Origin of the sequence: Maricaulis maris (genome assembly GCF_003634045.1) — a bacterium.
GTDB classification, from domain to species: Bacteria; Pseudomonadota; Alphaproteobacteria; order Caulobacterales; family Maricaulaceae; genus Maricaulis; species Maricaulis maris.
The window spans coordinates 153542-174430 of record NZ_RBIM01000003.1; the positions used below are offsets into that span (position 1 = coordinate 153542).

Genomic DNA, 20889 nt, shown 5'->3' on the forward strand with positions numbered 1-20889 from the left:
GCTTTCCGTTGGTCGTCTCGGGCCTAGTCGACAATCATGAATTCCTGGATCCAGACCGCATCGATCTGGGCCGGCTCGATCGCCAGGTTGACCCGGCGCAGCAATTCCAGCTTCACACGATGCATGCCGGCCGATCCGTAGAGATCGTCTTCACGCAGCTCGCGCAGGAACATGATGAATTGATCCATGATCGGATCGACATGCTCTTCGAGAACCGGGCCGAGATCGTCGCGGCTGGACTCGAAGGTGATCTTCAACTGAACGATGACCGGGCGGCCGGTCGAGGAGCGGATATTGGTGGTGATGGTCTCTTCGGTGCCGTCACCCTCCCGCAGGTCATAATAATATACTTCTTCGGTGGCGTGGGCGTCAGCGGCCCCATGACCGTCTCCGGCCTCGCCGTGACCAGCGTCCGCATGCTGTTCTTCATCATCGCCACCACCGGCGAACATCATGAAACCGCCCACGCCCGCGAGCAGCAGGATGAGGACCGGCAAACCGATAAAAAGAACCAATTTCAATGGGTTCTTCTTCGGCTTCTCCTCGCCTTCGGTCTCTTCTTCGATGTCGTCGTTCTCGTCAGCCATTGCGTGGCTCCCATTCGGGGGAATCGTCTGACCCCATTAACGGTGAGCGCGGTTAACGTTTCGTAGTGATCGGGCGCGACCCGGCAACTTCTTCCCACCGCTGTGACGGTCTTTGCCGGAAAGGCTTGCCGGTCGATTTGACCCCTCCCCGTCAACCTCTTGTTTTCCATCAAAATTAACCTTGGCACGCCGCGTGCAGCTTGTCGGGCAACTGCCGCGCAATGACGACGGCGGACCCCCGGCTCCAGAAAGGAACCACCCGATGGACAACGCAATGATGATAGGCCTGTCGCGCCAGATGACCCTTCGCCGGTCAATGGACGTCGTGGCCAACAATATCGCCAACGCCAACACCGCCGGCTTCAAGGTTGAATCCCTGCTGCTGGAAAACCGCGCTGCGCCCACCGCCGAACATGCCGACGGACCGTCGGACATCCAGTTCGTGAACACGTGGGGCATGGCCCGTGATTTCCGCCAGGGTGAGCTCGCCTTCACCGGTCGTGAATTCGATCTCGCGATCGAGGGCGAAGGCTTTTTTGCCGTCGAAGCCAACGGCAATGAACAATATACCCGTGACGGTCGCTTCCGCCTCGATGGCGCCGGCCAGCTGGTCGCCTCCGATGGCGCGCCGGTGCTCGACGCCGACACGCGCGGCCCGATCCTGATCGACGCCTCTGCCGGCGACATTCAGGTCATTGATGGCGGCATGATCATGCAGAACGGCCAGCAGATCGGCCGGATCGGCGTGTTCGAGATCGCCAATCGTGCGGAAATGTCCAAGCAGGGCAATGGCCGCTACACGATTCCGGAAAGCGACGACCCCGCCGACGCCCCGCTGGCGATGCTCGAGCCGAGCGTCAACCAGGGCTTTGTCGAACAGTCGAACGTCCAGTCGATCCTCGAACTTACCGACATGATGGCTGTCATGCGCAGCTATCAGTCGGTCTCGAAATTCCTTGAACAAGCAGAAGACCTGAACAAGCGCGCCATCGAGCGCCTTGGCCGGATCTGATCGGAGGAGAACGAATATGCGTGCTCTCACCACCGCCGCCACCGGCATGCAGGCTCAACAGCTCAATGTCGAAGTGATCTCGAACAACCTGGCCAACATGAACACCACCGGGTTCAAGCGCCAGCGGGCCGAGTTCCAGGATTTGCTCTACCAGAATGTCCAGCAGATGGGCATGGACTCATCCGACGCCGGCACCATCGTGCCGACCGGTGTCCAGGTCGGCTTGGGTGTCCAGACCGCCTCGATCTACCGCATCACCGAACAGGGCGCCCTGTCCAACACCGGCAACCCGTTCGACCTGGCGATTTCCGGCCATGGCTATTTCCGGGTCCAGATGCCGGACGGTTCGGACGGTTATACCCGCGCCGGCAACTTCTCGATCAGCCCCGAAGGTGAGCTGGTGACCACGGACGGCTACACCGTCGCGCCGGGCATCGCCATCCCGCAGGGCTCTCGCGAAATCGCGATCAATGCCCAAGGCCAGGTCCAGGCCCTGATCGACGGCCAGACCGACCCGCAGACGCTCGGCCAGCTCGAACTGGCAACCTTCTTCAACCAGGCCGGCCTTGAAGCCCGCGGTGACAACATCTTCCTGGAAACCGCCGCCTCCGGCGCCGCCAATACCGGCACGCCGGGTTCGCCGGGCTTCGGCACGATCCGCCAGGGCTTCGTGGAAACCTCGAACGTCAATTCGGTGTCCGAGATCACCGCCCTGATCCAGGCCCAGCGCGCCTATGAAATGAATGCCCGCGTCATCACCGCGTCTGACGAGATGATGGCCGCTTCCTCCAACCTTCGCTAACGGGAGAGATAGATGATCCGCACAAGTCTCATTGCCCTCGCCTGCCTCACCACGGCACCGTTGGCGACATCCGCGGCCCTGGCATCCGAGCCGGTCGTGTTGCGCGAAACCATCCGCGTCGACAGCGCCCACATCACCCTGGGCGATCTGTTCGAGATCACCGGACCGCAGGCCGACATCGTCGTCGCCCGCGCGCCGGCCCCGGGCAGCCGCACCGCGCTGGACGTCAATTATGTCCGCCGCATCGCACTCGAGAATGATCTCGACTGGGCCAATGCCGCCGGCCTGCGCCGCCTGTCGATCGAACGCGCCAGCCGCGTCGTCACGGCCCAGACCCTGGCCGACATGCTGGAAGGCGAACTCTTCGCCTCGGAAGGTCGCGTCCACGACGTCCAGCTGTCGAACACGGCAATGTCCCTGCACGCCCCCCTCGACAGCGCCGGCGGGCCGGAAATCCACGATCTCTCCTTCGACAGTCGCTCGGGCATGCTGGCGGCCGAGATCGCGCCCTATCACGGCGCCCAGACCGTCCGCGTCACCGGGCGCGCCTATGCCACGATCGAACTGCCGGTTCTGGCCCGTCCGATCGCCGCCGGCCAGGAAATCACCGCCGGTGACATCACCTGGATCAGCCATCGTGCCGACCGCATCCGGCCCGACGCCATTCTCGACCCGTCCGAACTAGTCGGGCTGGAGACCCGTCGCGCCCTGCGTCCGAACGAGCCGGTGCGCGGCTACGACCTGCAGCGTCCGCTGATGGTCGAACGCGGTGACCTGGTCACCTTGATGTTTGAAGTCCCCGGCATCCAGCTGACCGTGCGCGCACGGGCGATGGAAAATGCCGCCGACGGCGAGGTCGCCCGCTTCGTCAACCTGCAATCGAACCGTACGATCGAGGCCCTTGTCGATGGTCCGGGCCGCGCCCGCGTCGGCGCCTCACCGGCCACCAGCTTCTGATCGAGGAGATCCCGTCATGATCCGCAAACTCGCCGCCCTCGTCATCGCCGCCGCTGCCCTGCAGGCCTGCGCGACCTCCGACCGCCTGTCCTATATCGGCCAGGCCCCGCCCATGACCCCGATCCAGAACCCGGCCGAGCTGGCCGGCACCGGACCGTCGCAACTTCCCATGCCGATGCCGCGCATGCCGCAGCAGCGCTATGCCCAGAACGCGACCGCCAACAACTCGCTGTGGAACGCCAATTCGCCGACCTTCTTCGGTGATCCGCGGGCCGACCAGGTCGGCGATATCGTCACCGTCAATATCGATATTTCCGACAGCGCCCAGCTGAACAACACGACGAACCGCTCGCGCAGTTCAGCCGAAGACAGCGATCTGACGAATTTCCTCGGCGCCGACCTGACCGGCTTCTTCAACGACAATATCGACCCGACCTCGCTGACCAGCCTCGGCTCGACCTCGTCACTGGCCGGCTCCGGCTCGGTCAACCGCACTGAAAGCATCTCGCTGACGGTTGCCGCCCTCGTCACCCAGGTCCTGCCGAACGGCAATCTGGTGATCGCCGGGCGTCAGGAAGTCCGCGTCAACAACGAGGTGCGCGAACTTCTCATCACCGGCATTGCGCGTCCGATGGACATCGGATCGGACAATACGATCGCCCACACGCAAATCGCCGAAGCCCGCATTTCCTACGGCGGCCGCGGACATCTCTCCGATGCCCAGCGCCCGCGCTACGGCCAGGAACTCTACGACATCCTGATGCCGTTCTAGGACACGAAACCCCGCCACCATCGGGATCGACTGGGCCGTTACGCCACGCGCGTGACGGCCCTCTTTTCTGTGTATGCGGGCGCTTGCCGGGCCGACGGCGACAGCTAATCTCAACGCCATGACCAGTTTCGCGCCTTCGCTTCGGACCAGCCCGGTCCGCCGCTTCACCCTCGCCTGCCTGGCATTGCTGGCGCTGGCCTATGGGGCTGTGCTGATCCTGTCCGCCCCCGGCTGGCCGCAGATTGCAGGCCTGTGGCCGATCAGCATCGTCGGACTCGCCGGAGCGCTGGTCGCCAGCGCGACCGGAGTCGGGGGCGGCGTCGTCTTCGTGCCGGTCTTCTCGGTCCTGCGCGAGAGCGGCCTGCTCGACCTGGGACCGCTGCAAACCGTCGGGACGAGTTTCTCGATCCAGTGTTTCGGGATGGGCGTCGGCGCGCTGACCTGGCTCAACCGCTATTATCGTCCGGGCGTGCGCCCCGACGAGATCGCGCACCGGCCCGTGGTCGGGCGCGTCGTGGTGATGGCACTCGCCACCGGCCTGCCGGCTCTGGTCGCGACCCAGTATCTGGCCGGCATGAATGGCGAGCTTGCCTTCCTGCTGTTCAAGCTTTTCTCGATTGGCTTGGGCTGTGCGCTGATCATCCAGCTCATCGTCCTGCGCAGCCCGCATGCCGAGCGCGAACGGCTGGAGTCACTGGACCATGTCCTCATTTTGCTGATCGGACTGGCCGGCGGGGCAGCAACCGCCCTGTTTTCGGTCGGGATCGGGGAATTGCTGGCGCTGACCCTCTTCCTGCGCCGCTTCCCGGTCGACATTTGTGTCTCGACGGCGGTGATCGTCTCGGCGGTTTCAGTGTGGGTCGGCAGTCATTACCACTTCGAGGCGGGGCATCTGGACTGGGGTGTGCTGGTGTTTGCCGCGCCCGCCGTGGCGGCTGGCGGTTTCTTTGCCCGTCGCTTGGCCCATGCCCTCGGCGGGCTGCGCCTAAAGCTGATGACCGCGCTCTGGATCACCGGATCCGGCGCAGCACTGCTGGTGCTATGACGGCCCGCACTATTCGTCGCGGTGGACGCGTTCCTTGCGCTCGTGGCGCTCCTGGGCTTCTAGGCTGAGCGTGGCGACCGGGCGGGCATCGAGACGAGCCAGCGAGATCGGCTCGCCGGTCTCGTCGCAATAGCCGTACTCGTCTTCTTCGATGCGGCGCAGGGCCTTGTCGATCTTGGAGATCAGCTTGCGTTGACGATCACGGGCCCGCAGTTCCAGCGACCGGTCGGTCTCCGTCGAGGCCCGATCCGCCAGGTCCGGCAGGGCGCCCATGTCTTCCTGGAGATTGGTGATCGTCGAGCGGCTCTCCCGGAGGATGTCGTCCTTCCAAGCCATGAGTTTCCGGCGGAAGTATTCTTTCTGCCGGTCATTCATGAACGGCTCGTCTTCCGACGGGAAATAATCCTTGGGTAATTCGATCGGTTCAGCTTGGCTCATCGCTTTCCACTCAACTCCACGCGGTACAGCGCTCTCCCCCAGAAAGCGGGCCGGAGAATATGCACCGAGCCGCCCAAGTCAATGTGGAGACGCTGTTGCCACACCATTTAGACGCAGCAAATAGCGAAAAAGCTTGAATGATTTGTGTCGAAGTGGCGAGTTTAGCTGAACTTGGCCAGCTCAACCGCAGCACGGGTCTCGACCTCATCGAGCGCCGCTTCAAGCCGCGCATCATTGGTGGCGTCGCGGCGCGTCTGCAAAAGGTCCATCAGGGCGATCAGCTTGGCCCGCGGAAGACCGCCTTCCAGCAGGGCGATCTTGAGCTCGTCGAGCATGTCCAGCATGTCAAAGGCGCGGTTGGTGGCCTGCTTGCGGGCCTGCGTGAAATCCTCCACGCCCTGCAGCGCCAGAATGGCATCGACCGACTGTACGGACGAGACCGAACTGGCCGTCATCGAACCCGCAGTCTTGGCCGGCGTGTCCAGCGAGAATCCTTCCCCGGAGGCGCGCGACGTGGTCTTGCGCTTGCCGGCTGAGACGGAGCTGGTTGAGCTGGGTCCGGAGACTTTCATGGCGGGAATCATTTCCTCGTGATGACGTGTCATGGATGCGACCGGGGCGCTTAACAGAAGCTTAACCCGGCACCCCGGATCGGCAAAAACTGCCGGTCCGGGATTGCAGGTGGCGGGATTTTCCGCCCCTGCGAGAGCCACTCTACTCGCCAAGCCATTGTTTTTCAGCGTTTTATTTTATTAACCAAATCCGGGAAACTGGCACGCCACTGGCAAGGTCATCCGCGAACACGTTCCGGAGACCGCAAAATGCGCCTGATCATCGCCCTTCTCGCCACCCTGTCCCTGGCCGCCCCCGGGCTGGCCTCTTCGCGTATCAAGGACATGGTCGATGTCGAGGATGTCCGCGACAACCATCTGGTCGGCTACGGTCTGGTGGTCGGTCTGGACGGGTCGGGCGACAGCCTGCGCAACTCCGCCTTCACCAACCAGTCGCTCAACGCGATGCTGGAACATTTCAACGTCAATACCCGCGATGCCAACCTGAACACGCGCAATGTCGCCGCCGTCATGGTGACCGCCTCGCTGCCGGCCTTCTCATCGCAGGGCAGCCGCATCGACGTCACGGTATCGGCCATCGGTGACGCCTCCAGCCTGCAGGGCGGCGTCCTTGTCGCCACGCCACTGTTCGACAGCCAGAGCCGCGCCTGGGCCGTCGCCCAAGGCTCGCTCGCGGTCGGCGGTTTTGAAGCGGCAGGCGACGGTGCGAGCATCACCCGCGGTGTGCCGACCTCGGGCCGGATCGCAAACGGGGCCCTGGTCGAGAACCCGTTCGAAGGCTCGGGCGTCGACCCCTGGGCCGAGCTGGCCAATCGCGCCAGCCTGCGCCTGTCCCTGCGCAATCCCGACTTCACCACCGCCCGCCGCATGGCCGATGCGATCAATGCCTATGTCGGACCGGGCGCCGCCCGCGCCACCAATCCGAGCACGGTCACCCTGTCGCGTCCCGGCCATTTCGACGGCGACATGATCGACCTGTTGGCCGAAGTCGAGCAGCTGCGTGTCGAGGCCGATATCCCGGCCCGCGTCATCATCGACGAGAACACCGGCACCATCGTGATGGGCGAAAATGTCCGCGTCTCCACCGTCGCTATCGCCCAGGGCAATCTGACCATCACCGTCACCGAAAACCCAGTCGCCAGCCAGCCCGCCCCCTTCTCGCAGGGCGAGACGGTGGTGTTGCCGCGCACCGATGTCTCGGTCACCGAGGACAATACCCGCCTGGGCGTGCTGGACGAGAGTGTCTCGCTGAGCCAGCTGGTTGATGGTCTCAACGCGATGGGCGTCAGCCCGCGCGACATGATCACCATCCTGCAGGCGATCAAGGCCGCCGGCGCCCTGCAGGCCGAGATCGAGGTCCTCTAGGATGGACAATTTCCTCGAACTCCAGCTCGCCAACGCCACCGGCACCGGCCGCGCCCAGGGCGCGCCGAATATCGGTGGCGCCCGCAACGAAACCGAAGCCCGCGCCATTGCCGAGGACTTCGAGAGCTTCTTCCTGTCGCAGATGATCGAACAGATGTTCTCGCAGGTCGGCGAGGAAAATCCGTTCGGCGGCGGTTCGGGCGAGCGCGCCTTCACCGGCCTGCTGCATGAAGAATACGCTAAGGTGATGGCGCAGTCCGGCGGGCTTGGCCTCGCCGACCGCCTGACATCAGAAATCCTGCGCTACCAGGAAACCGGGGAGATTTAGCGATGACCGAACTTGCTGCCGCCAGTCCGGCCGAACGGGCCGAGGGCCTGCTCAAGCTGACCAAGCGCCTGACCGATCTGATCAATGAGGAGACGCGCCTGTTCAAGGACCGCCGTCCCCAGGACGCTCTCGGCCTGCAGGACGAGAAATCACAACTGGCCAATATCTACCGCGCCGAAGTCGCGCGGGCCCGCAAGGAACCGACCCGCTTTGCCGGCGCCCCGGCCCCGCTCAAGGCGGCGCTGCGCCAGGCGACCCAGAGCTTCCATGAATCGCTGGCCGAGAATGGCCGCATTGTCGGCGCCCTCAAGACGGTGACCGAAGGCGTGGTCAAGGCCATCGCCGACGAAGCCGCCCGCCAGCGTTCCACAGCCGGCGGCTATGGACCCGGCGCGGCCCAGCAGACCGGTCGCGGCGGCAATTTTGCGATCGCGGTCAACCGCACAGCCTGACGCACAACGACAAACGCGTATTTACGAGGCGGCTTCCGGCTGGCATTCCAGCCACAAGGGAGCCGCCTCATGTCCATCTCGACACCCCGCACCGCCGACGACATCCCCGCCCGCACCGCCTATCGCGACTGGGCGGCTGTCTATGACAGCAATGACAACAAGACCCGCGATCTCGACGCCGCTTGCCTGATCGCCGCCGACCTGCCGCTGGCCGGCGCGATCGTGGTCGAGTTCGGGGCCGGCACCGGAAAGAACACGGCGCATCTGGCTCGGCACGCCGCCGGTGTGATCGCGATGGACCTGTCACCGGACATGCTGGCGCGGGCGCGCGAGCGTGGACTGGGTGCGCATGTCCGCTTTATCGAGCATGACATCACCCGGGAATGGCCGGTCGAACCCGGCACGGCGGATGTCGTGGTTGGCAATCTGGTTCTGGAGCATGTCCGCGAGCTTGGGCCTGTAATGGCGCAGGCTGCGCGGACCCTGCGTCCGGGCGCACGGCTGTACCTGTCTGAGCTTCACCCTTTCCGGCAGCTGCGCGGCAGCCAGGCCCGCTTCGACCGGGCCGATGGCAGCGAGGCAATGGTCGAGGCCTATTATCACGGAGTGTCGGATTACCTTGCCGCCGCGCAGGCAGCCGGCCTGTCACTTCGCAAGCTCGAAGAACCGGTCGAAGACGGCACCGCAATCAGCGCCGGAACACCGCCGCGCCTTCTCGTCCTGCAATTTGTGAAGACCACCTAGAAGTAGAGGCCACCGGAGCTGGAGCCGGAGTTCAGTCGGTCGAGCCCGGCCTGATAATTTGCCAGCTGGGAATTGTAATAGGCCGGAACCGTGCCGCCCGTCTTGCCCGCCTGCGGGCCATTCAGCAAATCCTTGAGCGCCGGGTCCATGGTCAGGTCGCGATAGGCGCGCTGGATCTTGGACAGGGCGTCCTGGATCGCTTCCATCGCCTTTTCAGCCGAGTCCATTTCCTTCAGGGACATGGAGGTCGGAAGGTCCAGCGCAAACAGCGGCGGCGCGTCGGTCGTCTTGTCATCCTTGTCGAGCAGGGAGCCATTATTGACGATTGCGCCCGGAGAAATGCCAAGGGATTTGAGCAAATCGCGCCCTTCGCTGCCGGCAAACAGCTCGATCGTCGAGCCTTCCGCCGCCTTGATGCGAAGCATGTCGCCCTCGGTCGAGCGGCGCACATCGGCGGTGCCCTTGAGGACCAGCGTGGCGTTGATCTTGAAGGTCAGCGACCGCATCGTGTCATCGGCGTCAATGGTGATTTTCTTGCGGCGACCACCGTCCACCGAAATATAGAAGAAGTCGTCCTCGCGAGCCGAGCTGCGGTCGGTGACCACGCGGCTGTCTGAATAGGTCAGCGTCCCGGTCGGCAGGCCAAGCGCGTCGAGCACGCTGTCATCGGTGGTCGAGAGCGCAATACCCTTGGCATCGGCCAGGCCGCCGCGTCCGGAAATCTGGGTCGACCAGTCCAGCGCACCCGTGGTGCCGTCGAGCTGGGCGGCAAAGGCGTCGCGCTCACCATTGAGCGTATCGCCATTGATGCCGCCGAGCGTCTTGCCGGCGATATAGATTTTGCCGTTGTGGACCTGGATACCGGCCGCCGCGTCATCCTTGTCGGATCCGACAAAGGTCAGGAAGTCAGTGGTCGGCGTGCCGCCATCGGTCAGCTTCATCACGAAAGCGTCGCGCACGCCGCCGGCATGGGCCGAGACTGGTGCCGTCGGCGCGAAACTGCTGCCGGCCGCGCCGGTCACGTAAATCCCGCTGGCGTCAATCGCGAGACCACCGATACGGCCGTCAGCGAGATCGCCGAAATCCTGTTCCCAGATCGCGGCCGAGGTGTCGTCGGAGACGTCAAACTTGCGCAGGACGGCGCGGCCATCCTCCTCACTCGCGACCACCAGATTGCCGTCTTCCGCGATGGCAATCGCCGAGACGTTTTCCTCGCCGGTCGACCCGACGCGTCGGGTCCAAAGGGTCGTGCCACTGGCATCAATGGCGCGGATATAACCGTCCGTGCCGCCGCCTTCGTGGGCATCATCGCCAAAAGCGCTGGCCGACTTGCCGGCGACATAGACGGTGCCGTCATCGCCGATCGCGACAGTGCCGGCCTGGTCGTCCTTGGTGCCGCCGAAGCGCTGGTTCCATTGCTCGACGCCGCTGGCCGAATATTTCACGACAATACTGTCACTGCCGCCGATCTGGGTACTGTCACCGAGGCCGCCCTCGACCTTGCCGGCGACAACGACATTGCCGCTGCTGTCTGTCGCGATCGACAGGCCCTGGGCACTTTCGGCCGCGCCGAGCACACGGCTCCAGACGCGATTGCCGGTGGAATCATATTTGGCCAGCACCAGGTCCTGCTCGCCCTTGAGCGTCTGACCATCCGTCGAGGCCGTGGTGTGACCGACAACAAATATGCCGCCATCGTTCGAGGCGACTGTGGCGTGGATCTCGAGCGGATTGTCTTCCTGCTTGATCCGGGTCTCGCCTTCCTCGCCGCCGACCACAGCGACTTCGGTCTCATTGGGATCGGCGCTGAAACGGGTCGAGTAATCGGTCTGCGGGTCGCCGCTGGCCAGGTCGGTCAGCTTGACCACCTGTCCGCCGGCGCTGTCATTGATGCCCGATACGCCGGCAAAATAGAGGGCCGGTTCGGCCGCCGAGGCCGAGAAGGACACGGTTTCCGTCGACACGCCGGCGATCAGGAAACCGTAATTATCGCCCGGCACCACACCGACATCATTCTTCTCACCGATCTTGGTGCGTTCGAAGCGCGTGATGACACCGGCGGCTTCGAGCTGGGTGTTGATGTGGTCGGAGATGTTGTCGAGATTGCGCGTCGTCGCGCCCATGTCGGCCAGATCGATATTGATCGTCTGGGTGACGCCGCTCTTCTTCACCGAGATGGAGAACTGCACGTCACCGGTCAGGCTGGCGACCTCGGCATCGAAATCACCCTTGTGGATCGTGTCGGTCTTGTATTGCGAGGTGCCGCGCGCAATCGCGACCTCGCTCTCCACCTTGGTCAGCTCCTCGCCCTTCAAAAGGGTCAGGCCCTCGAGATCCATGTCATCGAAGAAGCTGTCGAACTGGGCCAGGCCGGACTGGAAACTCTTGTCGAGGAAGTCGCGGCGGCTGTCGGTGGTGGTCTTTTCCTTGGCCTCTTCGGCCAGCGACGCCAAGCGCTTGAGGCCCTGATGCAGGGAGAACAGTTGCTTGTGGTCGTCGGGCGCATCGAGACCGGAGAATTCGCGGTCGGGGTCGTTGAAGAAGACGCCATTGGCGAGAACCTTGCGGCTCATCTCCTCCAGCGTCATCAGGTTCGGCGACCCGACCTCCCACGGTGCCGGTGCCGTCGGGGCCTGGTTACGGCTGGATGCACCCGCCGACGACAAGGCCGTCGACGACGCCAACGAGGCGTTGATACGGGAATTGTACCACCCCGTCAGAACGCTCATGTCCAACCCGATCACGCTCACGGCGAGAATCCTTTTTTCCTGATTGCCGAGATTGGACGCAAAACACAAAGAAAGTGTTGCGAGACAAGGTAAACCGATTGCCGACAAGTCGATCCAATCAGCCTTTCCAGGCCCACTGCTCAGCCCGCGAAAAACCTGCTAGTCTGGGCCGCGTCGTAACGGGCCTAACTGACCGTTAACCTTGGCGGCGCAGCGTCGGTCACTGGATACGAATCGCGAGGCCCAGCATGTCGAACAAGACAGCGCCCGAAACGCCTTTCGAGGAAATGATGAACCAACGCTCCTTCCTCGATCCGCGCATGCCGCTCGACGGCAAAACCATTCTCGTCACCGGCGGGACGGGTTCGTTCGGCCGCAAGCTGACCGAGACGATCTGCGCTGAATACAAGCCGAAGAAGCTGATCATCTTTTCGCGAGACGAGCTGAAACAGTATGAAATGGCTCAGGATTTTTCGCCCAGCGATTATCCCTTCCTGCGTTATTTCATCGGTGATGTGCGCGATGAATCGCGTCTCGACCAGGCCATGCGCGATGTCGATATCGTCATTCACGCCGCCGCGCTGAAGCACGTCCCGATCGCCGAATACAATCCGTTCGAATGCATCAAGACCAATGTCATGGGTGCCGAGAATGTGGTGCGCGCCGCCATCAAGCGCGGCGTCAAACATGTCTGCGCCCTGTCGACCGACAAGGCCGCCAACCCGATCAATCTCTACGGCGCCTCGAAACTGGCAGCGGATAAAATATTCACGGCGGCCCAGCACATGGGCGGTGAAGGCGGACCGGTTTTCTCGGTCGTGCGCTATGGCAATGTCGTCGGATCGCGCGGTTCGGTCATTCCCTATTTCCGTCGCCTCATCGACAGTGGCGCCAAGGAGCTGCCGATCACCGACCCGCGCATGACGCGGTTCTGGATCACGCTCGAACAGGGCGTCAATTTCGTGCTGTCCAGCCTGTCCATGGCGCGCGGCGGCGAGATCTTCGTGCCGAAAATCCCCTCCATGAGCACCGCCGACCTGGCCCGCACCATGGCGCCGCATCTGCCGCACAAGGTGATCGGCATCCGGCCCGGCGAAAAACTGCACGAGATCATGATCCCGGAAGATGATGCCCGCACGACGATCGAGCTGGATGACCGGTTTGCCATCCTGCCGGCACACGGCGCCAAGGTGACGGCGCGCTACATGGCGTCCGGCGGACATCTCGTGCCGGATGGCTTCGCCTATGCCTCAAACACCAATCCGGAGCAGCTGACCGGTGCCGCCCTGCGCGCGCTGATCGGCATGGCGGCAGCGGCCTAACCTCCCAGCACCTCTGCCAGCATCTCGACCACAAAACCCGGATCGTCATCACTCATCCCGACATAGAGCGGCAGTGACAGGGTGTGTTCGTAATAATGACGGGCGCCCGGCAGTTCCTGCTCACCATGGCGGGCCTTGTACCAGGGTTGGTCCGGCACCGGGATATAATGGACCTGGCTCCCGACACCGCGCGCGGCCAGCGCCGCCATCACATCAGCTCGCGAAACACCCGCCGCCTCGAACGTAATCCGCACCGGATAAAGGTGCAGGCAAGGCTCGCAGTCAGCCGTGCGGGCCAGTGGCGACACTGGCAGCTTGGTCCCGGCCAGGGCCGCATCATAGGCTTGGGCCAGCGCGCCGCGCCGTGCGGTGAAGTCGCCGAGCCGTTTCAGCTGTGACAGGGCCAGGGCTGCCTGGATATCGCTGAGCCGGTAATTCCAGCCCAGCATCTGCATCTCATGCCACCAAGGCTCACCGGCCCGGCGTTCATGACGCGACGGGTCGCGCTCGATGCCGTGACTGCGCAATACCCGCATCCGCCGCGCCAGTGCGGCATCATGTGTCGTCACCATGCCGCCCTCGCCCGCGGCAATCGTCTTGACCGGGTGGAAGGAGAAGGTCGCGGCGCGCGAATGCGTGCAATTACCGACCGGCTGCCCCTGCCAGCGCGAGCCGACCGCGTGGCAGGCATCCTCGATGAGGACAGCCCCGGCTGCGGCGGCCCGTTCGGCCATCACATCAAGCGCCTCGCACTGGCCGGCCAGGTGAACCGGCAACACGGCGCGGGCCTTGCCGCCAGCGCGGCGGAGCGCATCGGCGAGTGTGTTCGGCGTCATCAGCCCGGTATCCGGATCGACATCGGCGAACACGACCTCAGCGCCGCAATAGATGGCGGCATTGGCGGTCGCCATGAAGGTCACGGCCGGCACGATGCAGACATCGCCCGGCCCGACACCTTCGGCCGCCAGCGCGAGATGAAGCGCGGTCGTGCCGTTGGAGCAGGCGACCGCGTGAGCGGCGCCCACCGCGTCGCAGAAGGCCGCTTCGAGCGCATCAATGGTCGGGCCGGTGGTGAGCCAGTCACCACGCAGCACCTCGACGACAGCCTCGATATCGCTCTCGTCGATCGACTGGCGCCCATAGGGCAGGAAATGTTGGGCCATGCGGGACACTCCACGGGGCGGCGCCGGCCGGTCGGACGCTCACCGCAATCATGCCGGAAATGATGGATTGAGTCGCGCAAACGGAAACGGCCCCGGAAATCCGGGGCCGCGCCGTGGTGGTGGAGGTCGGTGAGCGGTTTAACCGCCGAACAGGTTGAGGATGATCTGCGGCTGGCCGTTGGCGATCGACAGCGCCTGGACACCCAGTTGCTGCTTGACCTGCAAGGCCTGCAATTTCGCGCTTTCGACCGCGAGATCGGCATCGACGAGATCGCCGACACCGCGGGTCAGTGAGTCCATCAGCTTGCCGACGAAGTTGGAGTGGGCCTCCAGCTTCTTGGTATCGGAGCCGAGATTGGCGAGCGCCTGGTTGACGTTTTCCAGCGAGGTCTTGATCGCGGTGACGGCGTTGGTGGCGAGCGTCACCGAGCCGAGGCTGGCAGTCGCAGCGATCGTCAGGATCGTGCCGCCAATGCTCATGTCCTGGGATTTCAGCGTGACCGAGCGGGCGGCGTCAGCATCGGCGAGGAACTCGATTCCGTTTGTGATCGAGCCGTCGAGGATATTGGCACCGTCGAATTCAGCGTTCTGGAGAATGCCGCTGATCTGGTCGAGCAGGGCCTTGAAATCGGCGTCATAAGCCTGGCGCGAGAATGTATCGAGCGACGGGTCCATCGCAGCGGTCGCCTTTTCGCGCATCTGGACCAGCAGGTCGGAGATCGACTCGCCGGCGGCCAGGGCGACATCACCAATGGTCGACGCCCGGTCGAGCCCGCTTTGCACGGCTTCGAGGGCCCGGATGTCAGCGCGCATGCCCTGGGCAACGGCGTAGATCGCGGCATTGTCCTTGGCACCGGCAATCTTCAGGCCGGTATTGATGCGGTTCTGAACACCCAACATGTCGTCATTGGTCTTGTTCAGGTTCTGCAGAGCGATCATCGCTCCGGTGTTGGTGTGGACGCTCATAGTCATGCGACATTCTCCCGCGTTCTCAATCACCGCCCTTCAGCGGCTGTTCGAGGGGATATGCGCAAGTGGCGTGCCGTTTTGGCACGACCTGAATATCAACATTAAATCAAATGCTTGATAGTGAATTGTGGCGATGGGGCTGGATTGCATGACCACCGATTGCCGGGACACATGTGCCCGGGGGGTCAAAATTTGCCGGGTCGGGGGCCGGGCATTCCAGGCGCTTCAGGCGCGCTGGTCGAGCAGGCCTGCGGTGCGTGTGCGCAGGTATTCCATCAGGTCTGCGTGTTTTTCGGGCGGCCAGCGACGGACCGTCTCGCCCGTATCCTGGTCGACCAGGAGATAGATATAATCGCCGGAGGCATTGTCCTGAAGGATTTTCAGGCGCGAATTGCTCAGCGTCTCGGCCGCCATGCGTTCGATATCGGCCGTCCGGTCCTGCGGGTGATCGACGATGGATGCGCTGCGGTCAGCCTGGTCAACAGGCTCGACCCGCCGCACGGCTTCGCGTGGGCGGTCGGAGGAGATGTCCCTGTTCTCGGTGATGGGTGCCACTGGAACAGATCTCGGATTGAACCCCGTTTCTGCCATTGTCCTAATCGCTGACGCGGAGGCGTCAGCGCCTCACTTGATCTTCGCGTCAACCCCGGAGGCGGGTAGCGGAGCCAGGCTCCGCTACCCTATCCGTGATTAACGGAAGTAACCCAGGATCGTGCTCGGAGCCGAGTTGGCGATCGACAGGGCCTGAACGCCAAGCTGCTGCTTGACCTGCAGGGACTGAAGACGCGCGCTCTCTTTGGCCAGATCCGCATCGACCAGGTTGCCGATACCCTTTTCCAGGGTGTCAGACAGCTTGCCCACGAAACCCTTGTGGATCTCGAGCGACTTGGACGCGGTGCCGAGCTTGGCCAGCGATGCGTTCAGGTTGTCGAGCGAGGTTTCGATGGTGGTGACGAGCGTAGAAGCGTCACCTGCCGAAGCGAAGGAAGCCGCAGCAGCAACCGTCACGGTACCACCAGCCAGCGAGAAGTTCTGGTCGGAGATGGTGATGGTGTTGGTGCCGTCAGCATTGGCCAGGGCGGAGATCGAGGTCACCGAGCCATTGATCAGGTTTGTGCCGTTGAATTCAGCATTGCTGACAATGGTCGTGATCTGATCGCGCAGGGCCTTGAAGTCTTCGTTCAGGGCAGTGCGTGACGCCGTGTCGAGCGAAGAGTCAGAAGCGGCCAGGGCCTTTTCCTTCATCTCGACCAGGATGTCGCCGATTGCCTCACCGGCGGCCAGGGCCACATCGGTGGTCGAAGCAGCCAGGTCGAGCGAATTACCGACAGCGGCATAGCCGTTGACGTCAGAACGCATCTTCTGGGCAATCGCGTAAACGCCGCCATTATCCTTGGCGGAAGCCACAGCCAGACCGGTGTTGATGCGGCTCTGGACTTGCTCCATGTCGCGGTTGGTCTGATTGAGGTTCTGCAGCGCAACCATGGCGCCGGCATTGGTGTTGATAGTAGCCATTTCTTGGCCCTTTCCATTCTGGTGATCTACGGACGTTCTGCCCGCCGGGTCTTCTGACCCTCACCAAGGAAGAGCAAGCACGGTGCCAATTGGTTGTTGACCGCAAGGGTTAATTCCGAGTCGCGTGATTCGCCGGGATGTTTTTGCCGAGTCAAACTTTCCCGGGTAACCATTTGGTCGGCAATTATTGCCGGGCACAGGGCAGATTCCGCTAGGAAATTATTGCCGGTCGGCAAGAATTTATGATTAATATCAGGTTAATGGGCAAATTTGGACATGACTGATCGCCAGCGCTGGCGAACCTGAAAAAAATGACCGGGATCGCCATGAAGGCGATCCCGGCCGGACGAACTTAGCCGAAGAACGACAGGATGGTCTGCGGCGCCTGGTTGGCAATGGAGAGCGCCTGGACACCCAGCTGCTGCTTGACTTGCAGCGACTGGAGCCGTGCGCTTTCCTTGGCCAGGTCGGCGTCGACCAAATTGCCGATCCCCTGCTCCAGCGTATCGGTCAACTTCGACACGAAGGTGTTGTGCACCTCGAGTGACTTCGAAGCCGTACCCAACTTGGCCAGGGACGAGTTGAGGTTGTCGAGAGACGTTTCGATCGTGGCGACAAGCGTAGATGCTTCACCAGCCGTCGCGAAGGAAGCCGCGGCCGCCACCGTCACGACACCACCGGCCAGGGTAAAGTTCTGGTCGGAGATGAGGATCGTGTTGGTACCGTCCGAGTTGGCCAAAGCCGAAACCGAGGTCACCGTCCCGTTGATCAGGTTGGTGCCATTGAATTCGGCGTTTGAAGTGATCGTGGTGATCTGGTCACGCAAGGCCTTGAAGTCTTCGTTCAGAGCCGTACGGGAGGCTGCATCAAGCGATGCATCAGATGCCGCGAGCGCCTTTTCCTTCATTTCGACGAGAATATCGGAAATCGCCTCACCGGCAGCCAGGGCTACGTCGGTGACGGAAGTCGCAAGGTCCAGACTTTGAGAGACCGCGCCATAGCCGACGACCTGTGAGCGCATGCGCTGGGCAATGGCGTAAACGCCACCATTGTCCTTCGCACTGGCCACTTCCAGTCCGGTGTTGATGCGGGTCTGAACCTCGTTCATTTCCATGTTCGTCTTGTTCAGGTTCTGCAGGGCGATCATCGCCCCAGCGTTGGTGTTTACTGAAAGTGACATTGTTTTGCTCTCCATTCTGGATGCGTTTCAGGCCGAGTTTTTCAGCCGCGAGCGTTTTGCTCGCATCAGGTATCGCAAACGGCGTGCCGCATTGGACGCGCAATTTAGTCAATGATTTGAATATTTTAGGATATTAAAAAAGGCACCTTCCGGAGAAGGTGCCTGTTCCTGCCTGCCTGTTATTGCCGCCCCGGCAGTTCTTACCCTACGGCCTGATCCGCGCCGGCACCGGCCTGTGGCATCAACCCCTGCATGACGGTCCGGTTGATATCGACCAGATCATCGATCGCTTCGGGATTGCGCATGGCGTGACTGCCGTGTTTGGAGACGAAGATCGACAGGGAAATGATCGCCGCACGGAGCGCTTCCGGCAGCTGGTTGTCCTGACTGGCGCAGTCGAGCGCCAGATTGCTCCAGACGCGCCGATTCCAGTCAATGGCCTCGGCCCGGTCACGGACCGCTTCCATGGGGAGCGTCTTGGCGTTCATGAGCGACCGCGTCACCTGGGCAAAGAGCCGGTATTCGGTGGCACGGGGATCCTCCGCGCGTGCGGCGGTCTTCTGATAAGCTTGAAAGGACATCAGCCCAGCCTCTCGGCTTCGTAGGTCATGAGTTTGCGGCAGCCCAGAAGCGCCTTGTAATGCTCGCCCGCCATCACATCACGACTGACATTGACACACAGGGCCAGCAATTCCGGCGCCGAGACAACGCCCATGAACTCATTCATGCGCAGCACGAATTCGTCATAGAGCTTGTCGTCATTCTTGTCGGACAGATACATCATCATGATCGGGAAATAGATCCGCTTCACGGGCGTATCGACATCGGCGGCTTGCAGGATGTCCTTTTCGCGGAGCACCGAAGCCTTGTTCTGCAGCACAAGATTGGCCCGCCGGTCACCGTTTTCGATAACGGCTCCGTTCAGGACAAACTTCTCGCCGGGTTTGAGCGAGATTTTGAGCGGCATGGGGTCCCTCCGGTCCACAAGTGAAGCGAGCGATGACGTTCGCGATCTGCAGGTTGGCAATACGGGGTGAAGAAAAGGTTTCCGTCCCAACTTGTCGGCATCATCGAATATTAGCGAGTTCTTAAAGCGAATCCCCTGCCTTGGCTCACAGAATCGAGGCAGAATTGATGAACATGCAGGAAGCCACAGCGCTCGACCTTGATGCGGAAATTTCCGCCGAGGCCGAAATCGAGAAGAACGAAACCCGCGATGCTGTGCCCCTCGGCGCGCAGGCGGTTCGTGTGGAGGTCCCGGTCGACCGCATGCCGGCCGACCGCCGCCGCATCTATCAAAAGGTCGCCGCGCTTGCCAAACGCGCGATGAAAACCTCGGCAGAGGGCGAAAATGTCGCCGCAGCCCGCCTGGCTCACAAGGCTTGGCTTCTCGCGCCCGACATGGCCCTGACCAATCATGTCCTCGGGCTGATGCTGTATAATCTGGGACGATTGTCGCGGGCGCTCGATTTTTTCGAGACCGCCTGGAAGATTGATCCCAAGGACGCGGAAATCTACCAGAAACTCGGCCTTGTCGCCTGGAAGCTCGACATGCTGGAGGCGGCCGAAAAATTCTATCGCCTGCAATACAAGCTCGCGCCGACCGCCGTCGATGCCGCGATCAATCTGGGCGGCGTGCTGCGCGATGCCGGCAAGTTCGAGGAAGCAATCGAGATTCTGCGCACCGCCATCTATGCGCACCAGGAAAATTATGAACTCTGGAACTCGATGGGCACCGTCATCAATGACAGTGGTGACCCGATCCAGGCCCGCACCTTCTATGAGGAAGCGCTGCGCCTGAAGCCGGATTATGGCCGCGCCCACAATAACATGGCCAATATCCACGAACTGCTCGGTGAACCGGAGCTCGCGATTCCGCATTTCGACGCGGCGCTGAAGGATCCTGCCGACGCGATGGAAGAGGCCACCATGCGGCACGGCCGGTCGATGGTGCTGCTGGCCGCCGGCCGCATCGAGGAGGGTTGGGCAGCCAATGAGAGCCGCCTCAATCCCAACCGCGCCCAGGCGACCCTCTTCACCCTGAAAGCGCCTTTCTGGGACGGCACCAACCCACAGCAACTGCGTGGCAAGACCGTCTTGCTGGTCGGTGAGCAAGGGCTTGGCGACGAAGTCCTCTTCATGAACATCGTCAAGGACATGCTCGAAGCCGTCGGGCCCGATGGCGAGCTGCGGATCGCCTGCGAATACCGCCTGATGCCGCTGGTCAAACGCTCCTTCCCGCAGGCCGTGGTCGGACACCACATGTCGGCCAATGTCGAAGGCCGTGACGTTCGCGTGGTGCCCAAGCTGGAAGACGGTGCCGATTTCTGGACGCCGATGGCCACGCCGCTTCGCGCTTTCCGGAACACGATTGACGACTATCCGGCCGAGGAAGGCTTCCTCACGCCGGACCCGGCGGTGCAGTCCGAGTTCCGGACCCAGATCGACGGATTTGGCAGCGGGTTGAAAGTCGGCATTCTGTGGAAATCGCTCAATATGAATGCCCGCCGCTCGCGTTTCTTCTCGGCCTTTGATGCCTGGGAAGGTGTGCTGCGGACGCCCGGTGTCGACTTCATCAATCTGCAATATGGCAAGGTGGCGGACGAATTGGAACTGGCGCGGGAGCGCTTTGGCGTCACCATCCATCAGCCGACCGATATCGACCTCAAGATGGAGCTCGACAAGGTGGCCGCCTACGCCTCGGCCTGCGACCTCGTGCTCGGCCCGATGAATGCGACCTCCAACCTCGCCGCGGCCTGCGGCGGCAAGGTCTGGTTCATCCACGCCCGCTCATCGACCTGGACCCTGCTCGGGACCGACCGGCAGCACTGGTATCCGCAGACACGCTCCTATTTCGGCAAGGGTTTCCGCGATTGGGACAATACGATGAAGCGCGTCGCCGATGATCTCGCCGCCCTTGCCGGCGCTGCGGATTGA

General features: G+C 62.6%; 22 protein-coding genes. 11 read left to right on the plus strand and 11 right to left on the minus strand.

Features of this window, described 5'->3' with window-relative positions; all coding sequences use genetic code 11:
* Positions 1-23: 23 nt before the first annotated feature.
* Positions 24-587 (minus strand): flagellar basal body-associated FliL family protein, encoded by a 564-nt coding sequence (locus tag C7435_RS06720; RefSeq protein WP_075190481.1) that lies wholly within the window; start codon positions 585-587, stop codon positions 24-26.
* 262 nt (positions 588-849) lie between these two features.
* Between C7435_RS06720 and C7435_RS06725 the strand changes: the two genes are divergently transcribed.
* The 5 genes from C7435_RS06725 to C7435_RS06745 all read left to right on the plus strand — a co-directional run bounded on the left by C7435_RS06725 (position 850) and on the right by C7435_RS06745 (position 5175).
* Positions 850-1599 carry a flagellar hook-basal body complex protein gene (locus C7435_RS06725; protein ID WP_121210525.1) on the plus strand — a complete coding sequence of 250 codons (750 nt, stop codon included), beginning with the start codon at positions 850-852 and terminating at the stop codon, positions 1597-1599.
* Positions 1600-1615: 16 nt separating this feature from the next.
* Positions 1616-2401, plus strand: a complete 786-nt coding sequence (gene flgG / locus C7435_RS06730) for a flagellar basal-body rod protein FlgG (protein WP_075190479.1) — start codon at positions 1616-1618, stop codon at positions 2399-2401.
* Positions 2402-2413: 12 nt separating this feature from the next.
* Positions 2414-3358: a flagellar basal body P-ring formation chaperone FlgA gene (gene flgA / locus C7435_RS06735; protein WP_075190478.1), complete on the plus strand. Its 945-nt coding sequence runs from the start codon at positions 2414-2416 to the stop codon at positions 3356-3358.
* Positions 3359-3374: 16 nt separating this feature from the next.
* Positions 3375-4130 carry a flagellar basal body L-ring protein FlgH gene (flgH, locus tag C7435_RS06740; protein ID WP_075190477.1) on the plus strand — a complete coding sequence of 252 codons (756 nt, stop codon included), beginning with the start codon at positions 3375-3377 and terminating at the stop codon, positions 4128-4130.
* A 118-nt stretch (positions 4131-4248) separates the two neighbouring features.
* A complete protein-coding gene (locus C7435_RS06745; RefSeq protein WP_170150365.1) occupies positions 4249-5175 on the plus strand; it encodes a sulfite exporter TauE/SafE family protein in 927 nt (308 codons plus the stop codon).
* 9 nt (positions 5176-5184) lie between these two features.
* Here the strand turns inward: C7435_RS06745 and dksA are convergent, their stop codons facing one another.
* Positions 5185-5613: an RNA polymerase-binding protein DksA gene (gene dksA / locus C7435_RS06750; RefSeq protein WP_075190475.1), complete on the minus strand. Its 429-nt coding sequence runs from the start codon at positions 5611-5613 to the stop codon at positions 5185-5187.
* A gap of 161 nt (positions 5614-5774) precedes the next feature.
* Positions 5775-6218, minus strand: coding sequence for a flagellar assembly protein FliX (locus C7435_RS06755; RefSeq protein WP_233128305.1), 444 nt, complete (start codon positions 6216-6218; stop codon positions 5775-5777).
* Between the two features lie 216 nt (positions 6219-6434).
* Between C7435_RS06755 and C7435_RS06760 the strand changes: the two genes are divergently transcribed.
* From C7435_RS06760 to C7435_RS06775, 4 genes are all read left to right on the plus strand, one after another.
* Positions 6435-7550, plus strand: a complete 1116-nt coding sequence (locus tag C7435_RS06760; protein WP_121210527.1) for a flagellar basal body P-ring protein FlgI — start codon at positions 6435-6437, stop codon at positions 7548-7550.
* 1 nt (position 7551) lies between these two features.
* Positions 7552-7878, plus strand: a complete 327-nt coding sequence (locus C7435_RS06765; RefSeq protein WP_075190474.1) for a rod-binding protein — start codon at positions 7552-7554, stop codon at positions 7876-7878.
* 2 nt (positions 7879-7880) lie between these two features.
* Positions 7881-8330, plus strand: coding sequence for a flagellar basal-body protein FlbY (locus C7435_RS06770; protein WP_121210528.1), 450 nt, complete (start codon positions 7881-7883; stop codon positions 8328-8330).
* 69 nt (positions 8331-8399) lie between these two features.
* Complete coding sequence (locus C7435_RS06775; RefSeq protein WP_121210529.1) at positions 8400-9074, plus strand: class I SAM-dependent methyltransferase; 675 nt, start codon at positions 8400-8402, stop codon at positions 9072-9074.
* On the opposite strand, the gene C7435_RS06780 is transcribed toward C7435_RS06775, so the two are convergent.
* A complete protein-coding gene (locus tag C7435_RS06780) occupies positions 9071-11803 on the minus strand; it encodes an NHL repeat-containing protein (RefSeq protein ID WP_233350700.1) in 2733 nt (910 codons plus the stop codon). The two genes, C7435_RS06775 and C7435_RS06780, sit on opposite strands and share 4 nt — an antisense overlap.
* Before the next feature lie 248 nt (positions 11804-12051).
* Between C7435_RS06780 and pseB the strand changes: the two genes are divergently transcribed.
* Entirely contained in the window at positions 12052-13125 is a 1074-nt protein-coding gene (gene pseB, locus C7435_RS06785) for a UDP-N-acetylglucosamine 4,6-dehydratase (inverting) (RefSeq protein WP_121210530.1), read from the plus strand.
* On the opposite strand, the gene pseC is transcribed toward pseB, so the two are convergent.
* The 7 genes from pseC to flbT form a co-directional block, all read right to left on the minus strand.
* A complete protein-coding gene (gene pseC / locus C7435_RS06790; protein ID WP_121210531.1) occupies positions 13122-14288 on the minus strand; it encodes a UDP-4-amino-4,6-dideoxy-N-acetyl-beta-L-altrosamine transaminase in 1167 nt (388 codons plus the stop codon). The genes pseB and pseC overlap by 4 nt on opposite strands.
* Positions 14289-14426: 138 nt before the next feature.
* The gene (locus C7435_RS06795; RefSeq protein WP_075190469.1) at positions 14427-15260 is read right to left on the minus strand and encodes a flagellin; all 834 of its coding nucleotides are present in this window, start codon (positions 15258-15260) and stop codon (positions 14427-14429) included.
* Between the two features lie 222 nt (positions 15261-15482).
* Positions 15483-15812: a flagellar protein FlaG gene (locus tag C7435_RS06800; protein WP_158025615.1), complete on the minus strand. Its 330-nt coding sequence runs from the start codon at positions 15810-15812 to the stop codon at positions 15483-15485.
* A gap of 135 nt (positions 15813-15947) precedes the next feature.
* Positions 15948-16772, minus strand: coding sequence for a flagellin (locus C7435_RS06805; RefSeq protein ID WP_075190467.1), 825 nt, complete (start codon positions 16770-16772; stop codon positions 15948-15950).
* A 352-nt stretch (positions 16773-17124) separates the two neighbouring features.
* Positions 17125-17967 (minus strand): flagellin, encoded by an 843-nt coding sequence (locus C7435_RS06810; RefSeq protein ID WP_304441959.1) that lies wholly within the window; start codon positions 17965-17967, stop codon positions 17125-17127.
* A gap of 185 nt (positions 17968-18152) precedes the next feature.
* Positions 18153-18533: a flagellar biosynthesis regulator FlaF gene (gene flaF, locus C7435_RS06815; RefSeq protein WP_075190466.1), complete on the minus strand. Its 381-nt coding sequence runs from the start codon at positions 18531-18533 to the stop codon at positions 18153-18155.
* Entirely contained in the window at positions 18533-18919 is a 387-nt protein-coding gene (flbT, locus tag C7435_RS06820) for a flagellar biosynthesis repressor FlbT (protein WP_121210533.1), read from the minus strand. The genes flaF and flbT overlap by 1 nt, the downstream gene beginning before the upstream one ends.
* 167 nt (positions 18920-19086) lie before the next feature.
* Here flbT and C7435_RS06825 point away from each other — a divergent pair, with 167 nt between their 5' ends.
* Positions 19087-20889: a tetratricopeptide repeat protein gene (locus C7435_RS06825; protein WP_121210534.1), complete on the plus strand. Its 1803-nt coding sequence runs from the start codon at positions 19087-19089 to the stop codon at positions 20887-20889.

Excerpts from the sequence above, each read along its gene's own strand:
- C7435_RS06720 (WP_075190481.1), bottom strand. The coding sequence starts at position 587 with ATGGCTGACGAGAACGACGACATCGAAGAAGAGACCGAAGGCGAGGAG.
- C7435_RS06725 (WP_121210525.1), top strand. The coding sequence starts at position 850 with ATGGACAACGCAATGATGATAGGCCTGTCGCGCCAGATGACCCTTCGC.
- flgG (WP_075190479.1), top strand. The coding sequence starts at position 1,616 with ATGCGTGCTCTCACCACCGCCGCCACCGGCATGCAGGCTCAACAGCTC.
- flgA (WP_075190478.1), top strand. The coding sequence starts at position 2,414 with ATGATCCGCACAAGTCTCATTGCCCTCGCCTGCCTCACCACGGCACCG.
- flgH (WP_075190477.1), top strand. The coding sequence starts at position 3,375 with ATGATCCGCAAACTCGCCGCCCTCGTCATCGCCGCCGCTGCCCTGCAG.
- C7435_RS06745 (WP_170150365.1), top strand. The coding sequence starts at position 4,249 with ATGACCAGTTTCGCGCCTTCGCTTCGGACCAGCCCGGTCCGCCGCTTC.
- dksA (WP_075190475.1), bottom strand. The coding sequence starts at position 5,613 with ATGAGCCAAGCTGAACCGATCGAATTACCCAAGGATTATTTCCCGTCG.
- C7435_RS06755 (WP_233128305.1), bottom strand. The coding sequence starts at position 6,218 with ATGACACGTCATCACGAGGAAATGATTCCCGCCATGAAAGTCTCCGGA.
- C7435_RS06760 (WP_121210527.1), top strand. The coding sequence starts at position 6,435 with ATGCGCCTGATCATCGCCCTTCTCGCCACCCTGTCCCTGGCCGCCCCC.
- C7435_RS06765 (WP_075190474.1), top strand. The coding sequence starts at position 7,552 with ATGGACAATTTCCTCGAACTCCAGCTCGCCAACGCCACCGGCACCGGC.
- C7435_RS06770 (WP_121210528.1), top strand. The coding sequence starts at position 7,881 with ATGACCGAACTTGCTGCCGCCAGTCCGGCCGAACGGGCCGAGGGCCTG.
- C7435_RS06775 (WP_121210529.1), top strand. The coding sequence starts at position 8,400 with ATGTCCATCTCGACACCCCGCACCGCCGACGACATCCCCGCCCGCACC.
- C7435_RS06780 (WP_233350700.1), bottom strand. The coding sequence starts at position 11,803 with ATGAGCGTTCTGACGGGGTGGTACAATTCCCGTATCAACGCCTCGTTG.
- pseB (WP_121210530.1), top strand. The coding sequence starts at position 12,052 with ATGTCGAACAAGACAGCGCCCGAAACGCCTTTCGAGGAAATGATGAAC.
- pseC (WP_121210531.1), bottom strand. The coding sequence starts at position 14,288 with ATGGCCCAACATTTCCTGCCCTATGGGCGCCAGTCGATCGACGAGAGC.
- C7435_RS06795 (WP_075190469.1), bottom strand. The coding sequence starts at position 15,260 with ATGACTATGAGCGTCCACACCAACACCGGAGCGATGATCGCTCTGCAG.
- C7435_RS06805 (WP_075190467.1), bottom strand. The coding sequence starts at position 16,772 with ATGGCTACTATCAACACCAATGCCGGCGCCATGGTTGCGCTGCAGAAC.
- C7435_RS06810 (WP_304441959.1), bottom strand. The coding sequence starts at position 17,967 with ATGGAGAGCAAAACAATGTCACTTTCAGTAAACACCAACGCTGGGGCG.
- flaF (WP_075190466.1), bottom strand. The coding sequence starts at position 18,533 with ATGTCCTTTCAAGCTTATCAGAAGACCGCCGCACGCGCGGAGGATCCC.
- flbT (WP_121210533.1), bottom strand. The coding sequence starts at position 18,919 with ATGCCGCTCAAAATCTCGCTCAAACCCGGCGAGAAGTTTGTCCTGAAC.
- C7435_RS06825 (WP_121210534.1), top strand. The coding sequence starts at position 19,087 with ATGAACATGCAGGAAGCCACAGCGCTCGACCTTGATGCGGAAATTTCC.